Here is a 19,670-nt window from a genome sequence, read left to right as displayed (position 1 = left end):
GCCGAGCCGAGCTCGCGGCTGACGTCGTTGACGGCCGACCCGACGCCGGCGTCCTCGACCGGCACGGCGGCCATGATCGAGTCGGTGAGCGCCGGCATCCCGAGCCCGAACCCGAAGCCGAGGATCAGGATGATGCCGATCTCGGTGGTGGCGCTCCAGTCGGCGGCGACGCCGGTGAAGAGCGCCATCGACAGCGCCATGATCGCCAGCGCGACCATCACCGTGCGCTTCGGGCCGATCGTCGCCGTCAGCTTGGGCGCGATCGCCGAGGCGACGATGATCGCACCGGCGTTCGGCAGGATCAGCAGCCCCGCCTCGAAGGGGTCGCGGCCCTGGATGATCTGGAAGAACTGCGTCAGGAAGAAGAACGTGGCGGGCCCGGCGAAGAACATCAGGCCGATCACGATCACCGACCCCGAGAAGTCGCGCTCGCGGAAGAAGTGGAGCGGCAGCATCGGGTGCTCTGCCCGCAGCTCGATCACCACGAACGCGGCGAGCAGCGTCACGGCGAGTGCGAAGCTCGTGACGATCGTCGCCGACGTCCACCCCGACTCGTTGCCCTGGATGATGCCGAACACCAGCGCCGAGATGCCGAGCGTTGCCGTGATGGCGCCGGGGACGTCGAGGCCCACGGTGCGGCCGTCCTTCGACTCGGGCACGAGGAACTGGGCGACGAGCACGACGAGGATGATCGGCACGTGGATCCAGAACGCCGCCGCCCAGTCGTACCGGTCGACGAGGTAGCCGCCGACTGCCGGACCGAAGCCGATGCCGATGCCGCCGACCGCGGTCCACACGGCGATGGCCTTGTTGCGCTCGTCGCGGTCGAAGGTGTTGGTGACGATGCTGAGCGTCGCAGGGAGGACGAAGGCGGCGCCGAGGCCCTGGATGGCTCGGCCGGCGATCAGGGTCGGGATCGACTCGGCGAGCGCGCCCACGACCGAGCCGATGAGGAAGAGCACGAGCCCGCCCGACATCCAGCGACGGCGTCCGAAGCGGTCGCCGATCGACCCGGCGAGGATCAGCAGGCCGGCGAGGACGAGCACGTAGGAGTCGACGACCCACTGCAGCTCGGAGGTGGTCGCGCCGAGCTCGACCGAGATGGCCGGGAGTGCGGTGTTCACGACGGTCAGGTCGAGGAAGACGATCAACGTGCCGAGCGACATGATCGCCAGGATCAGCCAGCGTTGCGGATCGCGTTGTGGCGCCGCGAGAGCGTCGGGCGGTTCGGAGAGGACGGTGTCGGACATGGTGGGTGGCTCCTCGTGGTGGACGTTATGAACCGATTGGTCCAGTAGCGGTGACGAGCAGTTTGGACCGATTGGTCCAGAAAGTCAACAAATTTTCGACCGAAAGGTTCACAAATCGCATCACGCCTGCTTACGATGTGTGCATGGCCACCGAGGCAACCGGCACGACCGAGACATCGGCACGCGGGCGCCCGCGCACCTTCGACGAGGAGCTCGTCGTCGAGCAGGTGATGGCCCTGTTCTGGGAGCGCGGGTTCGAGGCGGCTTCGATGGCCGAGGTCGTCGAGGCGGCGGGCCTCAACAAGTCGTCGCTGTACAACGCGTTCGGCTCGAAGGACGAGCTGTTCCGTCGCGCGCTCGACCGGTACCTCGACATGCGCCACTCGATGCTCGACGAGTTCACCGACGGCGACCGTGGCATCGACGACCTGCTCGGCTTCGTCGAGCTGATCCGCATCGAGAGCCTGGGCGAGGGCGGCGGCCGCGGGTGCCTCGGCGTCAACACGTCGGCCGAGCTCGGCAACCAGGACCCGTGGGTCGCCGACTTCTCCGTGCGGTACCGATCGATCATGCGCGGCGCGTTCCGGCGCGTTCTCCAGCGAGCCGCCGACCTGGGTGAGATCGACAGTGGCCTGGTCGAGACCTATGTCGACACGATGATGGCGCTCGCGATGTCGACGGCGTTGACCGCCCGGAGCGGCGCGAACGCAGACGAGCTCAACCGGCAGATCGACTCGATCGCCGCGCTCGTCGAGTCCTGGCGCACCGACGGCTGACCGTCGCGCCGGTCACCGGCGTTCCGCACGGGCCGGGGCTGCGCCCGCACATCGGCCTCGCAGGTCGGCCAGACTGATGCGATGGCAGTGGGGTCCACATGACCGCAATGGGTCCCCTCGTCGCGGCGGGCCGCACATCCGATGTGTACGCATACGGAGCCTTCGCCGTCGTCAAGGTGCCACGGCCCGAGGTGCCGTCGCACTGGGCGCCGATGGAGGCCAAGTTCACCGCGGCCGTGCGACAGCTCGGCGTGCCCGCGCCCGACGTGCTCGACGTCGTCCAGGTGGATGACCGGCCGGCCATCGTCTTCGAGCGCATCGACGGGCGGTCGATGTGGGAGCACATGCTGGAACGGCCTGGCGACATCCCGGCGCTGTCGAACCTGATGGCCGAGGTCCACCGTCACATCCTCACGGCCGGGTTGCCCACCGGTGTCGCGGGCCTCGTCGATCGCATGTGCAAGAAGATCGCCGAGGTGCAGCACCTCCCCGACACCGAGCGTCAGACCGCACATGCGTCGGTCACGGCGATGCCGCGGGGTGCCGCACTCCTGCACGGCGACCTCCACCCCGGCAACGTGCTGATGAGCGCCAACGGACCCGTGGTCATCGACTGGTTCGACGCCACGATCGGGCACCCGGTCGCCGACGTCGTGCGGACCTCGCTGCTCGTGCGCCCGTACGGTCTGCCCGACGCGCCGCCGCACCTGCCGGGCGCCGACCCCGACCTGCTCGATCGTCTGCACTCCTCGTACGTGGCGGCGATGATCGACGTGCTCGAGGTGCCGGTCGACGTCCTGCGGGCCTGGGAGGCGGTCGTCGCGGTGAGCCGGCTCGCCGAGTCGGCCCAGACCGACGACGCCGCGCTCCTGACGCTCTGGACCGAACGGCAGGCCGAGTCGACGACGGCGCTCCTCGACGCGCGATCAGCGGCGCTCGCCGAGTAGGTCCTGGAGCGAGCCGAACAGCGCGGGCGCCGAGGCGAGGATCAGGTTGCCGGCCTCGAGGCGCGGCAGCTCCACTACAGCGGTCGCCTCGGTCGCGATGAGCGCGCCGGCCGCGTAGTCGTAGATCTTGAGGTCGCGTTCGAAGTAGCCGTCGAGTCGGCCGCATGCCACCCAGCACAGGTTGAGTGCCGCAGACCCCATGCAGCGGATGTCGCGACAGACCGGTAGGACGCGCGTGAGGACGTCGGCCTGGGTCGCCCTCAGCTCGGCGTCGTAGGCGAATCCGGTGCCGATGAGCGCATGTGCGGCGTCGTGTGCAGCGCTGGCGGTGATCGGCACACCGTCACGCCGTGCGCCCCCGTCACGGGCCGCCGAGAACGTTTCCCCGCGGTGGACGTCGGTGACTGCGCCCGCCACCGTCACGCCGTCGAGCGTCGCCGCGATGCTGACGGACACGACCGGCAGGTCGTAGAGGAAGTTCACGGTGCCGTCGATCGGGTCGACGACCCATCCGACACCGTTGGTGCCGACCGCGTCGTCGTACTCCTCGCCGACGATCGCCGACCCGGGGCAGCGCTGGAGGAGTTGCTCGCGGATCAGCGTCTCGGCCTGCATGTCCGTGCGGGTGACCACGTCGGTCGGCGAGCTCTTCGTGTGGAGCGCGTCGGCGTTGCCCGACGCAGAACGGACGAGTTCGGCGGCGAGCTCGGCGACCTCGACGGCGACGCGCTCGAGGTGGGTGGCCGGAGGATCGATCGGCGGTCCGGCAGGCGAACCGAGCGCCGGACCGCGAAGCGATCCGTCGGGCGAGGTCACGCCAGGCGGACCGTCGTGCCCATCGTCTCGATGGCATCGACGACCTCGCGGTCGACCTCGGTGTTCGTCACCAGCACGTCGATGTCGGACCATTCGGCGAACCGCGTGAAGTGATCGTGGCCGACCTTGGAATGGTCGACGAGCGCCACGACCCGGCGCGCCGAATGGATCATCGACTGCTTCAGCGCAGCCTCCTCGCGATACGGCGTGCTCAGACCCATCTCGGCCGACATACCGTCGGCGCTGATGAAGAGCGTGTCGACGAACAGCGGCTCGATCGCGGCCACCGCCTCGGCATCGACCATCGCGAGGGTGTTCTTGCGCACCTTGCCGCCGACGACGATCACGTCGATCGCATCGTGCTCGGCGAGGACCTGCGCCGTCAGCAGCGAGTTCGTGACGACTCGCAGGTCGCACCCTCGCGGGATCGCCTCGGCGAACCGCGTGAGCGTGCTCCCCGAGTCGATGATGATCGCACCAGCATCGGGCAGCTCCTCGACCGCAACCCGGGCCATGCGGCGCTTCTCGGGGTCGTGGAGGTCGGCTCGGACCGACAGGAGCGGCTCGAAACCGACGGTCTCCCAGGGGATCGCCCCCCCGTGCACGCGACGGACGACGCGTTGCTCTTGCAGGTCGGACAGGTCGCGTCGGATCGTCTCGGTGGTCACGCCGAACCGCTCGGCGAGGTCGGCCACCTCGACCCGTCCGGCGCGAAGCGTCAACGCGAGGATCTCGCGTTGACGCTCGGATTGGAACAGGGGTGACGGTGCCTCGATCGCTGGTTCTGTCACCGGCCGCCCGACCTCCTGCCCGTGCCGTTCATCGTGTGCGCGACGGCCGAGCGTAGACCATCGGCGCGCAGTCGGGTGAGTGCGCGTTCGAACGCGCCGGCGAAGATCGGGTTCGTTGCGATGTCGTCGGGGAACACGTCGTCGAACGCCAGGAATGCCGTCGGCTCGTCGACGGATCGAAGCGCCCACTCGACGGCGCGATCGAGGAGCGGGTCGGCAGCGAGCCCATCGGTGCCCGCCCCGCGGGCGAGGTACTCGCACCACCCGGCAAGCGCGAGCGCGCTGAGTTCGACCGGACCGCCCACCCCGAGCTGGGCGCGAACGGTGGGCAGGAGGAACTTGGGAAACTTCGCGCTCCCGTCGAGGCACAGCCGAGCGATCTGGTCCCCGATCTGCGGGTTGGCGAAACGCTCGATCAGGGAGGTGGTGTACTGATCGAGGTCGATGCCGGCGACCGCCGGTAGCACCGGCTTCGCCTCGCGTTCGAGGAAGTCGAGGACGAACTTCCGGAGGTGGCGGTCGGCGAGTGCCGCGTCGACGGTGACGAACCCGTCGAGCCACGCGAGGTAGGCCAGACACGAATGGGCTGCGTTCAGGAGGCGCAGCTTCATCAGCTCGTACGGTGCGACATCGTCGGTCACGATCACGTCGAGCCGCTCGAGCGGCGGGCGATCGCCGGCGAACGCGTCCTCGACGACCCACTGGCGGAACGGTTCGGTCACGACGGGCCACCTGTCGATGACGCCGTGCGTCTCGACGAGCCAGGCCCGGTCGGCCGCCGTGGTGGTGGGCGTGATCCGGTCGACCATGCTGTTCGGGAACGTGACGTGCTCGTCGACCCATGCGGCCAGCTCCTCGCTGACGCGACGAGCCTCGCCGAGCGTCGCAGCGCGGGTGACTGCGCCGTTCGACATCACGTTGTCGCAGCTCATGACGGTGAGGGGCGCACCATGCCCTCGGCGCCGCCGGTCGAGCGCGGCAGCGATGATGCCGAACGCCGACGCCGGTCCCGCTCCGGGTGAGTCCGGGAGGAACCGCCCGGTGGCATCGTCGACCGGGTAGCCGCCCTCGGTCACCGTGAGCGAGACGATCTGTGTGTCGTCGGCCGCGATCCGATCGATCAGCTCGTCCGCGACGGGTGACGCATGGATGTAGTCGACGATGCTGCCGATGACGGCCACCTCGGTCGATGACGAGCCGCGGGTGATCAGCGTGTACAGGTGGTCCTGGGCGTCGAGCGCCTCGCTCATCGACGCGTCGGCCGGCAGGACCCCGGCCCCGACGATCGCCCAGTCGGTGAGGCCGAGCTGGCACAGCTCGTGGACGTAGGTGGCCAGGTGGGCGCGATGGAAGCCACCGACCCCGATGTGCACGATGCTCGGACGCAGCCGCCCGCGGTCGTACCCGGGCGCAGGGACGGCATCGGGCAACGTCGCGAGCGCGGCGTCCCCCAATGCGACAGCGGTGTGATCCGATGGCACGCCGAGCATCCTATATCAACATGAACAAAGACGCTAGAGGGCAATTTTCGGGCGCAAACCTCCAGAATTCTTGCCGTGGGGCTTGATTTCCAACATGAACCCAACTAGACACAACATGTGGGAGGGGAAGCCGTCCCGTCCGATCAACGTCCCGAGGGGGAGACTCACATGAAGCAACGGACTGGCCGGGGTCGCAGCACCTGGCTCACGACCGCTGGCGTGCTCGTCGCGTTCGGCCTCGTCGCAGCCGCATGCGGCGACGACGATGACGACGACGGGGCGGCAGACGACACCGAGACCGACGACGGCGCCACCGATGACGGCGCGACCGATGACGGCGCGACCGACGACGGCGCGACCGACGACGGCGCAACCGATGACGGCGCCGATGCCGACCGGTCGATCAACGTCGCGATCGTCGGCAACCCGATCATCGACGACATCGCCTCGCTCGTGCCCGAGCACTTCACCGCCGACACGGGCATCGAGGTGAACTTCACCGTGCTCCCCGAGCAGGAGCTGCGCGAGATCACGACTCGTGACGTCGGCGCCGGCGGCGACCAGTTCGACGTCGTCCAGATCGGCATGTACGAGACGCCGCAGTTCGGCGCCAACGGCTGGCTGGTCGGCCTGAACGACCTCGCCGCCTCGACGCCCGACTACCAGATCGACGACCTGATCCCCGCCGTGCGCGGCGGCCTCTCGGTCGACGGTGAGCTCTACGCCTCGCCGTTCTACGCCGAGTCGTCGTTCCTCATGTACCGCAAGGACGTCATGGACGAGAACGGCATCGAGATGCCCGCCGCCCCGACGTGGCAAGAGGTCGCCGACATCGCCCGCCAGATCGACAGCGACGAGATGGCCGGCATCTGCCTCCGCGGCAAGCCCGGCTGGGGTGACCTCGGCGCCGCCTTCACCACCGTGCTGAACACCTTCGGTGGCACGTGGTGGCTCGCCAACGACGACGGCTCCATCGGTGCTGCCCAGGTCGATCAGCCCGAGTACGCCGAGGCGCTCAACTTCTACGTCGATCTCGTGAACGACGCCGGCGAGGACGACGCCGCCAACTCCAGCTTCACCGAGTGCCTGTCGCTCTACCAGGAGGGCAAGGTCGCCATGTGGTACGACGCCACCGTGGCCGCCTCGATCCTCGAGGCCGAGGACAGCCCCGTCAAGGGCTTGAACGACTTCGCCCTGGCTCCGGTCAAGGAGACCGACGCCTCCGGTTGGCTCTGGGCGTGGACCTTCGCCATCCCGGTCAGCACGACCGACCAGGAAGCTGCGTGGGAGTTCATCAGCTGGGCCACGAGCCCCGCCTACATCGAGCTGGCTGCCAACGAGTTGCCCGGTGGCTGGGCTGCCGTTCCTCCGGGGACCCGTCAGTCGACGTACGACAACCCGAACTACCAGGAAGCTGCGGGCCTGTTCGCCCAGCGGACCATCGACGCCATGCTGGCTGCGCCGATCGACAACCCCGGCACCACGCCGCGGCCCGGTCTGCCTGGTGTGCAGTACGTCGGTGTGCCCGAGTTCCAGGATGTCGGCACCCGCTGCACCGAGCTGTTCTCGGCGGCGATCGCCGGTTCGATGAGCGTCGACGACGCGCTCGGCGATTGCCAGGCCATCGCCTCGGAGGTCAGCACCTGACATGTGTGTCAGGCCCTGACACATCGAGTGTCATGATCTGATGGCCCGGCCGGGTTCCTCACCCGGCCGGGCCCATCGGGCCGGCTCGTGGCCGGCATGGAACGATCGTCAACCAGGATCATCTCGACCAAGGGGGTCACGAGGATGTCCACGACAGCGGTTGATCGCGCCACCGAGGTCCGGCGCCTGGAACGAGTCGAGGGGTGGAAGCGCCGCCTCCCGATCCTGCCGGCGCTGCTCTTCACGATCTTCGTGACGCAGATCCCGTTCCTCTTCACGCTCTTCTACAGCCTCACCGACTGGCGGATCGACACCCCGGAACCGCGCGAGTTCATCGGGTTCGACAACTACTCGAGCCTGCCGGACGACGGCTTCTTCCGGGACGCCGCCTGGGTCAGCGTGCAGATGACGGTCCTCGCCGTGCTCCTCTCGCTCGTCGTCGGCACCGGGCTGGCGGTGCTCCTCGACCGGAAGTTCTTCGGTCAGGGGTTCGTCCGCACGCTCTTGATCACGCCCTTCCTCGTGATGCCGGTGGTCGCCGGGTTCCTCTGGAAGACGCAGATGTTCAGCGCCACGTTCGGCGTGCTCAACTGGCTGCTCGAACAGGTCGGCATCGAACCCGTCGAGTTCGCCACGAAGTACCCGCTGTGGTCGGTGATCGTGGTGCTCGTCTGGCAGTGGAGTCCGTTCATGATGCTGATCGTGCTCGCCGGGCTCCAGGGGCAGGACTCGTCGGTCCTCGAAGCTGCGAGGGTCGATGGTGCGACGTCGTGGGGCATCTTCCGCCAGATCACGTTCCCGCAGCTCCGCCCCTATCTCGAGCTCGGCACGCTGCTCGGTGCGATCTACCTGATCCAGGTGTACGACCACATCGAGGTCATCACCGGCGGTTCGCCCGACTCGAAGAACCTGCCGTTCTACATCGCACAGCGGTCGATCGGCGGTGGCAACCGGTTCGGCCTCGCCTCCTCGTACTCGATCATCGTCGTGATCGCATCGATCATCATCGCCAACATCGGCCTGCGAGTGCTGTCGAACCTGCTGGAGGGGGAGAAATGACCGCCGTCATGGAGCGAGCCGTCACGAGGTTCCGGCGTCAGCAGGCCGAGCCGATCCTCGGGCAGAACAAGGCGGTCGCCCACCTGCTCGGCCTCCTCACGTGGCTGATCGGGCTGGTCTTCTTCTTCCCGCTGTTCTGGATGGTGCTCAACGGGTTCAAGGAGGAGATCGACGCCAACGCCAGCCCAAAGCTGTTCTTCGATCCCACCCTCGGCCGCTTCTCCGAGGTCACCGAGGAAACGCAAGGGCTGCTCTCGTTCACCGAGGCCTTCTCGAACTCGGTGTGGATCGTCTCGATCTCGACCGTCCTGGTGATGATCCTCGCGATTCCGGCCGCGTACGCACTGGCGATCCGCCCGATGAAGCGGTGGCGCGACATCCTGTTCTTCTTCATCTCCACCAAGTTCCTGCCGATCGTCGGTGCGATCATGCCGCTCTGGATCATCGCCCGCGACCTCGATCTCCTGAACACCCGCACGGTCCTGGTCATCCTCTACACCGCGATGAACCTCCCGCTGGCGGTCTGGATGCTCCGCTCCTTCTTCGCCGAGGTGCCGAGGGAGCTGATCGAGGCCGCCCAGATGGACGGCTGCAGCTTGACGGGCCAGATCCGGCAGGTGATCCTGCCGATCGTCGCACCCGGCCTCGCGGCGACGGCGCTGCTCTGCGTGATCTTCGCGTGGAACGAGTTCTTCCTCGCCGTCCAACTCAACCCCGTCGACGGCTCGACGATGCCGGTCTGGGTCGCATCGCAGGAGAGCGGCCGCGGGAACTTCCTCGCCAAGCTCTCGGCCGCTTCGGTGCTCGCCACGCTGCCGGTCGTGATCGCCGGCTGGGTCGCCCAGAAGCGCATGATCCGCGGCCTCGCGATGGGAGCGATCAAGTGAGCAACACCCTCGAACGGAAAGGCCCGATCCATGGCTGAAGTGCGCTACGAAGCAGCGTCTCGTATCTACCCGGGCACCGACATCGCCGCAGTCGACTCGCTCGATCTCGAGATCGAGGACGGCGAGCTGCTCGTCCTGGTCGGCCCGTCCGGCTCGGGCAAGTCGACGGCCTTGCGCATGCTCGCCGGCCTCGAGCACGTGAACGAGGGCAGCATCTACATCGACGGCGACGACGTCACCCTCACGCCACCACAGGACCGCGACATCGCGATGGTCTTCCAGAACTACGCTCTGTACCCGAGCATGACCGTCGCCGAGAACATGGGGTTCGCCCTCAAGCAGGCCAAGGTCCCCAAGGCACAGCGAATGGAGCAGGTGCGCGAGGCGGCGCGCATCCTCGACCTCGAGGAGTACCTCGACCGCAAGCCGAAGAACCTCTCCGGCGGCCAGCGCCAGCGGGTCGCGATGGGCCGCGCGATCGTCCGGCACCCGAAGGTGTTCCTGATGGACGAGCCGCTCTCGAACCTCGACGCCAAGCTGCGGGTGCAGACCCGGACCGAGCTCGCCGACCTCCAGGCCCGCCTCGGGGTCACCACCGTCTACGTCACCCACGACCAGGTCGAGGCCATGACCATGGGCCACCGGGTGGCCGTCCTCAACTTCGGCGTCCTCCAGCAGGTCGATCGCCCCAGCGTGCTCTACAGCCATCCCGTCAACCGGTTCGTCGCTGGCTTCATCGGGTCGCCGGCCATGAACCTGCTCGACGCGGACGCCGGTGAGGATGGAGCGCTGACGCTCGGAGGCGTCGCGGTCCCCCTCGAACCCGATGTGACCGCCGATCTCCGCGAGCGCGGGCCGGGTCGGTACACGGTCGGTGTCAGGCCGGAGCACCTGCAACTCGGTGCCGACGGCATCGCCGGTGAGGTGACCGTCGTCGAGGAGCTGGGGTCCGAGGCGTTCCTCCACGTCGCGATCCAGCACGAGGGCGAGTCGACCGTGCTCGTCGTCCGCGACCACGGCGAGACGTCGACGAAGCGGGGCGACACTGTCCACGTCGGCTTCGACGGCCCGACCCACGTCTTCGCACCCGACGGCGGCCGGGTGGGCGGCTAGCGGCTCGCCGTGATGGGTGCCGACTCGGCGGCGTCGCACGACGAGGCGTCTGCACGTCGGATCGCGCTCGTCACCGGCGCCGCCGGGGACATCGGGCGCGCCGTCGCGATGCGACTGGCCGGCGACGGCATCGCCGTGGTGCTCGCCGACCACGAGGCGGCCGCCGACCGGCTCGACGAGACGCAGCGGCGATGCGCGGCGATGACCGGTGCCAGTGCCACGACGACGACGTTCGACGTCACCGACGCCGGTTCGGTTCGCGACGCTCTCACCGCGGTCGCGAGCGAGTACGGCACGCCCGACTTGCTCGTCAACAACGCCGGCTACCAGGGGCGCTTCGCCAACGTCGTCGACGTCCCGCTCGATGACGCCGCGCGAGTCCTGGACGTGAACGTGATGGGCGTGCTGACCGTGCTACAGGCGTTCGCTGCGCAGCTCCGCGAGGAAGGTCGCGGCGGGGCGATCGTCAACACGGCGTCGATGGCAGGGGTCGCCGGGGCGCCGAACATGGTCGCCTACAGCGCTTCGAAGGCCGCGGTGATCGCACTCACGAAGAGCGCGGCGAAGGACCTCGCCGGCGACGGCATCCGGGTCAACGCGGTCAGCCCGGCGTTCATCGGGCCCGGGGCGATGTGGGACAACCAGGTCGCCCGCCAAGCCGAGGTGGCGAGCGCCTACTACGGCGACGACCCGGCCACCGTCGCCAGGCAGATGATCGACCAGATCCCGATGCGCCGCTACGGCAGCGTCGACGAGGTCGCCGACGTCATCGCGTTCTTGCTGTCCGACGCCGCGTCGTACCTGACGGGCGTCAACATCGAGATCGCCGGCGGGGCCAGTTGATCGTCACGACGGTTGGGTCGCCGGCACGGCGATCGCCTGCTGGTCGCTGTCCGCTCACGCCGACTCGGGCGCGGGCTCGGGCAGCCACCGGTCGATGATCTCGTCGAGCGGCAGCGCCTGTGAGTAGTACCACCCCTGCACCGCGCTGAACCCGAGCCCCCGGGCCTGCTCGAGCTGCTCGGCGGTTTCGACACCCTCGGCGATGACGTCCAGGCCCAGCACGGTGGCCAGATCGACGATCGCACGCGCGATCGCCCGCTCGGCCGACCGGGCTGTGAGCTCGGCGACGAAGCTCCGGTCGACCTTGACGGCCGTGAGCGGCAGATCGCGCAGGTGCGCCAACGACGAGTAGCCGGTGCCGAAGTCGTCGAGGGCGAGCGCGAAGCCGTTCGCCCGGAGCGCACGGAGCCCGCACAGGGTGCTCTCACCCGCCTTCAGCGCGGCGTTCTCGGTGATCTCGATGCAGATCTGCGAGGGCTGGATGCCGGCCTCGGAGGCCGTCTCCATGACGACATCGACGAGGTCGGCCTGGACCAGGCTGATCGCCGAGAAGTTGCACGCGACGACGGGCGGCGACCCGGGAGACAGCCGCCCGAGCTCGGCCGCGGCCCGGCACGAGAGCGCGAACGCGGCCCGGTCGAGATCCCACAGCAGCCCGGTCGGCGTGATGACGTCCATGAACGCAGAGGGGCCAACGAGGTCGCCGTTGTCGTCGACGCAGCGAGCCAGCGCCTCGTACCCGACCGCCGTCTCGGACGCCGCATCGAGGATCGGCTGGAAGTGCATGACGAGTCGATCGTCCTCCAGGATCTCGCGCAGCAGTCGCCGCTGGCTCTGCTCGCGGCCGACCGCCGCAGCGAGGTCCGAATCGAACGTCTCGACCCGGTTGCGGCCGCCCGCCTTGGCGGCGTACAGCGCGATGTCGGCATTGCGCAGCAGTGCCTCGGCATCGAGCGCGTCCGACCGTGCGAGCGCGACACCGATCGACGCAGTCAGGTCGAAGCGGTCCTCTCCGATCACGTAGGGCCGTCCGAGCGCATCGCGGAACCGCTCGGCTGCAGCCGTGGCCTCGTCGGCGTCCTTGACACCGGTCAGCAGCGCGACGAACTCGTCGCCGCCCTGCCGCACCAGCAGGTCGGACGCTCGTATCTTGCCGCTGAGGCGCTTCGCCGCGATGCGGATCAGCTGGTCGCCGATCCGGTGGCCGCGCGTGTCGTTCACCAGCTTGAACCCATCGAGGTCGATGAAGCAGGCCGCGACCACGGTGGGCGTCGGCTCGGCCCCGACCTCGCCGAGCCGCTGCTCCAACTGGCGGCGGTTGGCCAGGCCGGTGAGCTGGTCGTGCAGCGCCTGGGACCGAAGCCGGTCCTCCGCCTGGCGAGCGTCGGTGACGTCGTGGAACACGAAGACCGATCCGAGGAGCCTGCCGTCGTCGTCGCGCACCGACCGTCGCTGACTGGTCAGGTAGCGGAACTCGTCGTCGCCGGTGATCACGCACACGTCGCGTTCGACGCCGTTCTCGTCATGCGCCGGGGCGGAGGGCACGACCAGCGAGATCGGGTGACCCCGCTCGTCGAGCAGTTCGAAGTCCGTCGGCCCGAGGCGCGACGGTGGCACGCTCGGGTCGAGTCCGAAGAGGTCACGTGCGGCTCGGTTGACCATCGTGACAGCCCCGAACTCGTCGGTGGCGACGATGCCGTCGTGGAGCCCCGTCACGATCGCGTCGCTCATGCGGAGCACACGATCGACCGACGCCTCGAGCTCTTCGGCGACCTCGGCGGCCCGCAGTGAGAGCACCAACCCGCGGACCGCAGGGTGCTGCGTCTGGTCGGTGCCCATGACCTCGACCCGCTCGTATCCCTCCCCGCCACGCTCGAGCCGCACGAACATGCGGTAGATCTCCAGGCCCTGGCTGAGTCGGGTGATCGCGTCGAACGCCGTCTCGACGTCGTCGGGGTGCAACAGCTCGACGCCCGATCGGCCGACGAGGTCGGCGGGAGTGCGACCCAGCAACGTGCCGACGGCAGGGTTGGCCCAACGGACGTTGAGGTCGGTGTCGAGGACGACCACGGCGTCGCGAAGTGTCTCCAGGATCGCGGCGTCGATGGATTGACCGTCCTGACGGGCGACGGCTCGGCTCGCTGCGGCCGAGACGATGCGGGCCAGGGAGGCGAGGACGTCGACGAACCGGTCGAGGATCTCGGACCGCACGGTGATCGCGCCGGCGACGCCGCCGGCTGCGTCGGTGATCGCGAAGCTGGATGCACCCTCGACCACCGCATGCTCGGCCGGGGAGGCCAGCAGCGACGACTCGGCCGCCGTGAGGTGACGCGGCTGCAGCACGTCTCGCCCGGTCGACGACACCACGAACGCCCGTCCCGCTTCGAACACCACGACCTCGGCGAGTGAACCGGCGGCCGCGCCCGCGGCGATCGCAGCCTCGGTGGCGACGGGATGCCGCGACAGCACGGCGCGCAGCGCGCGCCGGTCTTCGGCGTGGTCCATCTTCCCATTGTTGCACCGGCGCGTGCCGGCGCCGGCCACCGCCGAGCCGGAGCAGTGGCTGGTGCTCCGCCGACCGCGGTCTGCCGCACCCGACCGCGACGAGGCCGCCGACCAGCGGTCGACGGCCTCGCCGGGTCTCGGTGAAGCGGCGCTCGGTCAGCCTCCCGAGGCCGCCTGCTGGAACTTCCGGACGGACAGGGGGACGAAGATCGCCAGGATCACGACCACCCAGCCGAGCGAGTAGAGCGCGGCGTGCTCCAACGGCCAGGCGGTCGGCTCGGGCGTGCCCTCCGGGATGTTCCCGAAGAGCTCCCTGGCAGCCTGGGCGACCGTCGACACCGGGTTCCACTCGGCGAACACCCGCAGCGGTGTCGGGAAGTCGTCGGTCGGCACGAACGTGTTGGCGATGAACGTCAGCGGGAAGATCACCAGCGACGAGGCGTTGTTGATCGCCTCGACGCTGCCCACCGTCAGACCGACGAACGCCATGATCCACGAGAACGCGTAGGCGAACAGCAGCACCAGCCCGAAGCCGAGCAGGGCGTTGCCGATGCCGTCGTTGATCCGCCAGCCGACGGCGTACCCGGCGCCGACCATGACGACCGTCGACACCACGTTGTAGATGACATCGCTGGCCGTCCGTCCGAACACGACCGCGCCGCGAGACATCGGGAGCGTCCGGAACCGGTCGATGATCCCCTTCTGCATGTCGTCGGCCAGGCCGAGCCCGGTGAACGTCGACCCGAACGTGAGCATCATGGCGAAGGCGCCACCGATGAGGAACTCGCGGTACGAGCCTCCCTCGATGTCAATCGCGCTGCCGAACACGTAGGCGAAGAGCATCACGAAGACGAGCGGCATGATCACGACGGCGACGAGCAGCTCGGGCATGCGGGTGATCTTGATGATGTTGCGGCGGGCGACGGTGGCGCCGTCCGCCAGGGCGAGGGTGATGCGTTCCATCACGCGGCCTCCTTGATGGTCGGGGTGGGTTGGGTGTGGTGTCGGTCGGGCAGGCCCGGGCCGGTGTCACCGGTGTCGCCGGCTTCGGCCGTGCGGCCGGTCAGCGCGAGGAAGACGTCGTCGAGCGTCGGGCGCCGAAGCCCGACGTCGCGCACGGCGACGCCTTCGGCATCGAACGCCCGCAGCGCCTCGGTGAGTGTCGCCGCGCCACCGGCGACGGGCGCCGTGAGCGTGCGGTCGGTGACGACCGGCTCGTCGAGCGAGATGCGGGCGAGCACGCGGCGGGCGGCGTCGACGTCGCCGTCGACGGGCAGCGACAGTTCGAGGCGCTCGCCTCCCACCATCGCCTTCAGGTCGTCGGCCGAACCCTGCGCGATCTGACGACCGTGGTCGATGACGACGATGTCGTCGGCCAGCAGGTCGGCCTCCTCCATGTACTGCGTCGTCAGCAGCACGGTCCGGCCGCGGTCGACGAGCTCGTCGATGACCTCCCACAGCTCGTTGCGACTGCGCGGGTCGAGGCCGGTCGTCGGCTCGTCCAGGAACAGGATCGGCGGCTCGGCGACCAGGGCGCCGGCGAGGTCGAGGCGGCGCCGCATGCCCCCGGAGTAGGTCTTGACCGGGCGGTCGCCCGCCTCCGAGAGCGAGAACCGCTCGAGCAGTTCGTGCGCCCGGCGCGACGAGTGCTTCCGTCCGAGGTGGTAGAGGCGGCCGATCATCTCGAGGTTCTCGTAGCCGGTCAGGTTCTCGTCGACCGCCGCGTACTGGCCGGACACGCCGATTCGTCGTCGCACCTCGGTCGGCGCGTCGCGGATGTCGGCGCCGGCCACGGTGGCGTGGCCGCCGTCGGCACCGAGCAACGTCGTGAGGATCGACACCGCCGTCGTCTTGCCGGCGCCGTTGGGGCCGAGCAACCCGAGGATGGTGCCCTCGTCGACGGTGAGGTCGAGGCCGTCGAGCGCCCTGACGTCGCCGTACTGCTTGACGAGTCCACGGGCTTCGATGCGTCCGTTGGAGGGGAGTTGGAGCTTGTTCATGCCCCGACCATGACCCCCACCGGTCGAGGGCCGGACGTCGGCCGGTCGACGACCGATGGTGCTGGCGAGGCCGGGACTCAACCGGCGCTCGACTGCGCCACAACCGTCCTGCTCGACGATGCCGTCATGCACGGGCCTGTGGGAAGCTGGTCGGCCGACGAGGTCGAACGGGGAGGTCCGATCGTGCAGATTCGCCTGCTCGGTGGTGTCGAGGCCGTCAGCGCCGACGGTGACCCGATCGACGTCGGCCCCGCCAAGTGCCAGGTGCTGCTGGCCTCGCTCGCACTCTCGGTCGGCTCGGCCGTGACCGTCGCACGTCTCGTCGAGCTCGTGTGGGGCGAGGACCCACCCCGCACCGCCGAGAAGACGTTGCAGTCGTACATCACCCGGCTCCGCAAGGGTCTGGGTTCGACCGCGATCGAGCGAGCCGGCGCCGCGTACCGGCTCGCGGTCGATCCCGTGTCGGTGGATGTCGCCCGCTTCCAGTGGTACCTCGCGGCGGGCGACGTCGAGACCGCGTTGACCGAGTGGGGCGGCAGCCCGCTCGCCGGTGTCGAGGCGCCGGGGTTGGCGGCGACGGTCGACGGCTTGGTCGAGCAGTGGTTGGGCGCACTCGAGGTCGATCTCGAACGGAGGGTGGACCGGGACCCCGCCACGGGTGTCGCCGTCTTGACCGAGCTGACCGCTCGGTATCCGTTCCGCGAGGGGTTGTGGGCCCTGTTGATGACCGCCCTCTACCGCGGCGGCCGCCAGGCCGACGCGCTCGGCGCGTACCGGCGTGCTCGACAGCATCTGGTCGAGGAGCTCGGCGTCGAACCGGGGCCCCGACTCCGCGAGCTGGAGTCACTCGTGCTCGGGCAGGACGACCGGCTCGGCGTCGCTCCGGACGCACCCGGTCGCGCCGTGGTCCCGACCGGGACCGTGACGTTCGGCTTCAGCGACATCGAGGGCTCCTCCCGGCTCTGGGCCGCGCATCGCCAGGAGATGGCCGCCGCGGTCGCGCGGCACGACGAGATCGTTCGTGCGGTCGCCGGCGAGCACGACGGCCACGTCTTCGCGACGGCCGGCGACTCGTTCGGTGTGGCATTCCACCGCGCCGGTGACGGTGCGAGATGGGCCACTGCGCTGCAGGCGGCGATGATGGGCGAGCGGTGGCCCGAGCACGCCGAGCTCCGGCTCCGGATCGGTCTCCACACCGGAGAAGCGGAGGAGCGAGCTGACGACTACTTCGGTCCGGCCGTCAACACCGCAGCCCGGATCGCCGCAGCCGGACACGGCGGTCAGACGCTCCTCTCCGATGTGACGGCCACGTTGCTCGGCCGTTCCGACCTGCTCGATCTGGGTTCCTTCCGGTTCGATGGCGCCGTCGCCAACCTGAGGGTCGTCCAGCTCGACGAGGGCGAGCACCCGCCGCTGCGAACGGAACGGCGTGGCCGCGGGAACCTGCCGCGACGTGCCGGGCGGCTCGTCGGCCGAGACGACGACCTCGAGCGCGTCGGTCGGGCCATGAGAGCCGGGCCCGTCGTCACGCTGGTCGGCCCCGGCGGCATCGGCAAGACGCGATTGGCGCTCGCGGCCGCCCGTCTCGCCGAGGTCGACGTCGACGGCGGTGCGTGGTTCGTCGAGTTGGCCGACATCGCCGCGTCCGACGAGGTGGCACGCGCCGTCGCGGACGTCCTGGACGTCTCGGAGAGCGGCGGCAGGACCGTCGCCGACTCGGTCGTCGAGCACCTCGAGGACCGGCGTGCGCTCTTGGTGCTCGACAACTGCGAGCACGTCGTCGACGGCGCCGCTCGGCTCGCCGAGGCTCTTGCGAGCGGTTGCCCGGAGGTCACCGTGCTCGCCACGTCGCGAGAGGGTCTCGGCGTCGCCGACGAGCAACTGGTCGTGGTCGGCCCGCTCGACCCCGGCGGGTCGGCGGTCGAGTTGTTCGCCGAGCGAGCTCGGTCCGCCGATCCGGGCTTCGACCTCGACGCGGACCGCGACGCGGTCGAGGAGATCTGCCGGGCGCTCGACGGGGTCCCGCTCGCGATCGAGCTCGCGGCAGCACGGGTGCGCAGCCTCGGACCGTCCGACGTCGTCGAGCGATTGGACGATCGCCTGCGTCTCCTGACGGGCGGTCGCCGGCGCAGTGTCGAGCGGCACCGAACGCTCCGGACGGCGATCCAGTGGTCGTACGACCTGCTGGAGCTGGAGGAGCAGGCGCTGCTGCAGCGGTTGTCGGTCTTCGCCGGCTCGTTCGACCTCCGGGCAGCGGGATCGGTCGTGGCGGACGAGCAGCTCTCGATCGACGACGTCAACGACGTGTTGGGCGGGCTCGTCGAACGCTCGATGGTCAACGTCGACTCGGGACCGTACGGCCGCCGGTTCCGGCTCCTCGAGACAATCCGCCAGTTCGCCGCGGAGCACCTGGCCGAGGCGGAGCTGAGCGATCGGTTCGCCGCGCGGCACGCCGGGTTCGTTCGTGACGAGGTCGTGCGGCTCGGCGAGCTGCTGGCCAGCAATCGAGAGGCGGAGGGCGCCGCACAGCTCGCCGAGCTGTGGCCGAACGTGCGCGGCGCGATCGACTGGGCCTTCGACACGAGGGAGCGCGAACTCGCGACCGACATCATCCGGCCGATCGCACTCCAGCTGTTCGTCCGACGCGGCCTCGGCGAGATCGCCGACTGGATGGAGCGCCTCATCGCGATCACGCCCCGCGACGACGAGGACGCGCTCGCCGTCGGGCTGCTGTGGGTGGCGAACCACTACTCGATGACGCAGGACCGCGATCGCTTCCGGCGCCTCGTCGCCGAGGCCGGCGCCCCTGACCATCTCTTCGTCCGGTACGCGCAGCTCATCGCCGATGCGGACGACGACTTCCAGGCGCTCGAGGTCGGGCCGCAGGTCGTCGTCGAGATGCGGCGCCGCGGCGAGGAGTCCTACGCCCGCCTGGCCGAGCTGTTCACCGCGGCAGCGCTGATGACGTCGGGCCAGTTCGACGAGGCTCGGCGCCGGCACGAGGAGCTCGCAGCGCTGTTCCGGGCCGAGGGACCTCCGTCGTTCCTCAACTGGACCCTCTACCTGCTCGGCGCGTCGGCGCTGTTCCAAGGAGATCACGAGCTGGCCGACCGCTACTGGGAGGAGTCGACGGCGATCGATCTGCCACCACGCACGAACTCGCCCAACGAGATGCTGTCGGCCAGGGCCGCGTTCCGGCAGGGCCGCCACATCGAGGCCTATCGCACCGTCCACGCCTACATCGAAGAGTTGCTCGACGTCGACAACATGTCCGGCGTCGCGATGGTCGGCCTCGAGTTCGTCAACATGATGACCGCGATCGGCCGGCTCGACGATGCCGCCGTGGTGCTCGGCCACTTCGACTCGACGGGCCTGCTCGGCGTCGAAGGCCCGGGATTCAAGCTGCTCGTCGCCGACGCCGTGGCGGTCGGAGCGGCCGACCCGGCGGCGGCCGCAGCCCGGCGCGCCGCCGAGGCGGAGGGGCTGGACGAACGAGGCGCGCTCGGGTTCATGCGCCAGGTGCTGGACGAGCTGCTCGACGCCGGTCGGTGAGCT

The 19,670-nt window shown here is 69.4% G+C and carries 15 protein-coding genes; 8 read left to right on the top strand and 7 right to left on the bottom strand.

Annotated features, from left to right (window positions below):
- Positions 1 to 1,250: MFS transporter (locus QNJ12_RS12520; RefSeq protein ID WP_300622989.1), on the bottom strand; the 1,250-nt coding region annotated here is incomplete at its 3' end.
- A 143-nt stretch (positions 1,251 to 1,393) separates the two neighbouring features.
- On the opposite strand from QNJ12_RS12520, the gene QNJ12_RS12515 reads away from it, so the two are divergent.
- Complete coding sequence (locus QNJ12_RS12515) at positions 1,394 to 2,026, top strand: TetR/AcrR family transcriptional regulator (protein ID WP_300622988.1); 633 nt, start codon at positions 1,394 to 1,396, stop codon at positions 2,024 to 2,026.
- A 98-nt stretch (positions 2,027 to 2,124) separates the two neighbouring features.
- Positions 2,125 to 2,973 (top strand): phosphotransferase, encoded by an 849-nt coding sequence (locus QNJ12_RS12510; protein WP_300622987.1) that lies wholly within the window; start codon positions 2,125 to 2,127, stop codon positions 2,971 to 2,973.
- On the opposite strand, the gene QNJ12_RS12505 is transcribed toward QNJ12_RS12510, so the two are convergent.
- The 3 genes from QNJ12_RS12505 to QNJ12_RS12495 are packed head-to-tail and all read right to left on the bottom strand — an operon-like array spanning position 2,953 to position 6,061.
- Positions 2,953 to 3,789 carry an inositol monophosphatase family protein gene (locus tag QNJ12_RS12505; RefSeq protein ID WP_300622986.1) on the bottom strand — a complete coding sequence of 279 codons (837 nt, stop codon included), beginning with the start codon at positions 3,787 to 3,789 and terminating at the stop codon, positions 2,953 to 2,955. The genes QNJ12_RS12510 and QNJ12_RS12505 overlap by 21 nt on opposite strands.
- Positions 3,786 to 4,580 carry a DeoR/GlpR family DNA-binding transcription regulator gene (locus QNJ12_RS12500; RefSeq protein WP_300622985.1) on the bottom strand — a complete coding sequence of 265 codons (795 nt, stop codon included), beginning with the start codon at positions 4,578 to 4,580 and terminating at the stop codon, positions 3,786 to 3,788. The genes QNJ12_RS12505 and QNJ12_RS12500 overlap by 4 nt, the downstream gene beginning before the upstream one ends.
- Positions 4,577 to 6,061 carry a mannitol dehydrogenase family protein gene (locus QNJ12_RS12495; protein WP_300622984.1) on the bottom strand — a complete coding sequence of 495 codons (1,485 nt, stop codon included), beginning with the start codon at positions 6,059 to 6,061 and terminating at the stop codon, positions 4,577 to 4,579. Before QNJ12_RS12495 ends, QNJ12_RS12500 begins: the two co-directional genes overlap by 4 nt.
- 168 nt (positions 6,062 to 6,229) lie before the next feature.
- Here QNJ12_RS12495 and QNJ12_RS12490 point away from each other — a divergent pair, with 168 nt between their 5' ends.
- The 5 genes from QNJ12_RS12490 to QNJ12_RS12470 all read left to right on the top strand — a co-directional run bounded on the left by QNJ12_RS12490 (position 6,230) and on the right by QNJ12_RS12470 (position 11,610).
- Positions 6,230 to 7,708 carry a sugar ABC transporter substrate-binding protein gene (locus QNJ12_RS12490; protein ID WP_300622983.1) on the top strand — a complete coding sequence of 493 codons (1,479 nt, stop codon included), beginning with the start codon at positions 6,230 to 6,232 and terminating at the stop codon, positions 7,706 to 7,708.
- A 144-nt stretch (positions 7,709 to 7,852) separates the two neighbouring features.
- The gene (locus QNJ12_RS12485; RefSeq protein WP_300622982.1) at positions 7,853 to 8,767 is read left to right on the top strand and encodes a carbohydrate ABC transporter permease; all 915 of its coding nucleotides are present in this window, start codon (positions 7,853 to 7,855) and stop codon (positions 8,765 to 8,767) included.
- A gap of 8 nt (positions 8,768 to 8,775) precedes the next feature.
- Complete coding sequence (locus QNJ12_RS12480) at positions 8,776 to 9,654, top strand: carbohydrate ABC transporter permease (protein ID WP_300622981.1); 879 nt, start codon at positions 8,776 to 8,778, stop codon at positions 9,652 to 9,654.
- 30 nt (positions 9,655 to 9,684) lie between these two features.
- Positions 9,685 to 10,767, top strand: a complete 1,083-nt coding sequence (locus QNJ12_RS12475; protein ID WP_300622980.1) for an ABC transporter ATP-binding protein — start codon at positions 9,685 to 9,687, stop codon at positions 10,765 to 10,767.
- Positions 10,768 to 10,779: 12 nt separating this feature from the next.
- Positions 10,780 to 11,610, top strand: coding sequence for an SDR family NAD(P)-dependent oxidoreductase (locus tag QNJ12_RS12470; protein ID WP_300622979.1), 831 nt, complete (start codon positions 10,780 to 10,782; stop codon positions 11,608 to 11,610).
- 54 nt (positions 11,611 to 11,664) lie between these two features.
- On the opposite strand, the gene QNJ12_RS12465 is transcribed toward QNJ12_RS12470, so the two are convergent.
- From QNJ12_RS12465 to QNJ12_RS12455, 3 genes are all read right to left on the bottom strand, one after another.
- Positions 11,665 to 14,115, bottom strand: coding sequence for an EAL domain-containing protein (locus tag QNJ12_RS12465; protein WP_300622978.1), 2,451 nt, complete (start codon positions 14,113 to 14,115; stop codon positions 11,665 to 11,667).
- A 156-nt stretch (positions 14,116 to 14,271) separates the two neighbouring features.
- Positions 14,272 to 15,078 carry an ABC transporter permease gene (locus QNJ12_RS12460; RefSeq protein WP_300622977.1) on the bottom strand — a complete coding sequence of 269 codons (807 nt, stop codon included), beginning with the start codon at positions 15,076 to 15,078 and terminating at the stop codon, positions 14,272 to 14,274.
- Positions 15,078 to 16,115, bottom strand: coding sequence for an ATP-binding cassette domain-containing protein (locus tag QNJ12_RS12455; protein ID WP_300622976.1), 1,038 nt, complete (start codon positions 16,113 to 16,115; stop codon positions 15,078 to 15,080). The genes QNJ12_RS12460 and QNJ12_RS12455 overlap by 1 nt, the downstream gene beginning before the upstream one ends.
- A gap of 126 nt (positions 16,116 to 16,241) precedes the next feature.
- Between QNJ12_RS12455 and QNJ12_RS12450 the strand changes: the two genes are divergently transcribed.
- Entirely contained in the window at positions 16,242 to 19,667 is a 3,426-nt protein-coding gene (locus tag QNJ12_RS12450) for a BTAD domain-containing putative transcriptional regulator (RefSeq protein WP_300622975.1), read from the top strand.
- Positions 19,668 to 19,670: the final 3 nt, after the last annotated feature.

The sequence above is a fragment of the Ilumatobacter sp. genome (genome assembly GCF_030065885.1).
Taxonomy (GTDB): Bacteria; Actinomycetota; Acidimicrobiia; order Acidimicrobiales; family Ilumatobacteraceae; genus Ilumatobacter.
The sequence above is the reverse complement of the archived record's forward strand: the minus strand, read 5'-3'. Positions and strand labels throughout refer to the sequence as shown.

What these genes read in the sequence shown, in the direction of transcription:
- QNJ12_RS12455 (WP_300622976.1), bottom strand. Translation starts at nt 16,115, where the DNA reads ATGAACAAGCTCCAACTCCCCTCCAACGGACGCATCGAAGCCCGTGGA.
- QNJ12_RS12460 (WP_300622977.1), bottom strand. Translation starts at nt 15,078, where the DNA reads ATGGAACGCATCACCCTCGCCCTGGCGGACGGCGCCACCGTCGCCCGC.
- QNJ12_RS12480 (WP_300622981.1), top strand. Translation starts at nt 8,776, where the DNA reads ATGGAGCGAGCCGTCACGAGGTTCCGGCGTCAGCAGGCCGAGCCGATC.
- QNJ12_RS12515 (WP_300622988.1), top strand. Translation starts at nt 1,394, where the DNA reads ATGGCCACCGAGGCAACCGGCACGACCGAGACATCGGCACGCGGGCGC.
- QNJ12_RS12510 (WP_300622987.1), top strand. Translation starts at nt 2,125, where the DNA reads ATGACCGCAATGGGTCCCCTCGTCGCGGCGGGCCGCACATCCGATGTG.
- QNJ12_RS12470 (WP_300622979.1), top strand. Translation starts at nt 10,780, where the DNA reads ATGGGTGCCGACTCGGCGGCGTCGCACGACGAGGCGTCTGCACGTCGG.
- QNJ12_RS12450 (WP_300622975.1), top strand. Translation starts at nt 16,242, where the DNA reads ATGCACGGGCCTGTGGGAAGCTGGTCGGCCGACGAGGTCGAACGGGGA.
- QNJ12_RS12490 (WP_300622983.1), top strand. Translation starts at nt 6,230, where the DNA reads ATGAAGCAACGGACTGGCCGGGGTCGCAGCACCTGGCTCACGACCGCT.
- QNJ12_RS12475 (WP_300622980.1), top strand. Translation starts at nt 9,685, where the DNA reads ATGGCTGAAGTGCGCTACGAAGCAGCGTCTCGTATCTACCCGGGCACC.
- QNJ12_RS12485 (WP_300622982.1), top strand. Translation starts at nt 7,853, where the DNA reads ATGTCCACGACAGCGGTTGATCGCGCCACCGAGGTCCGGCGCCTGGAA.
- QNJ12_RS12465 (WP_300622978.1), bottom strand. Translation starts at nt 14,115, where the DNA reads ATGGACCACGCCGAAGACCGGCGCGCGCTGCGCGCCGTGCTGTCGCGG.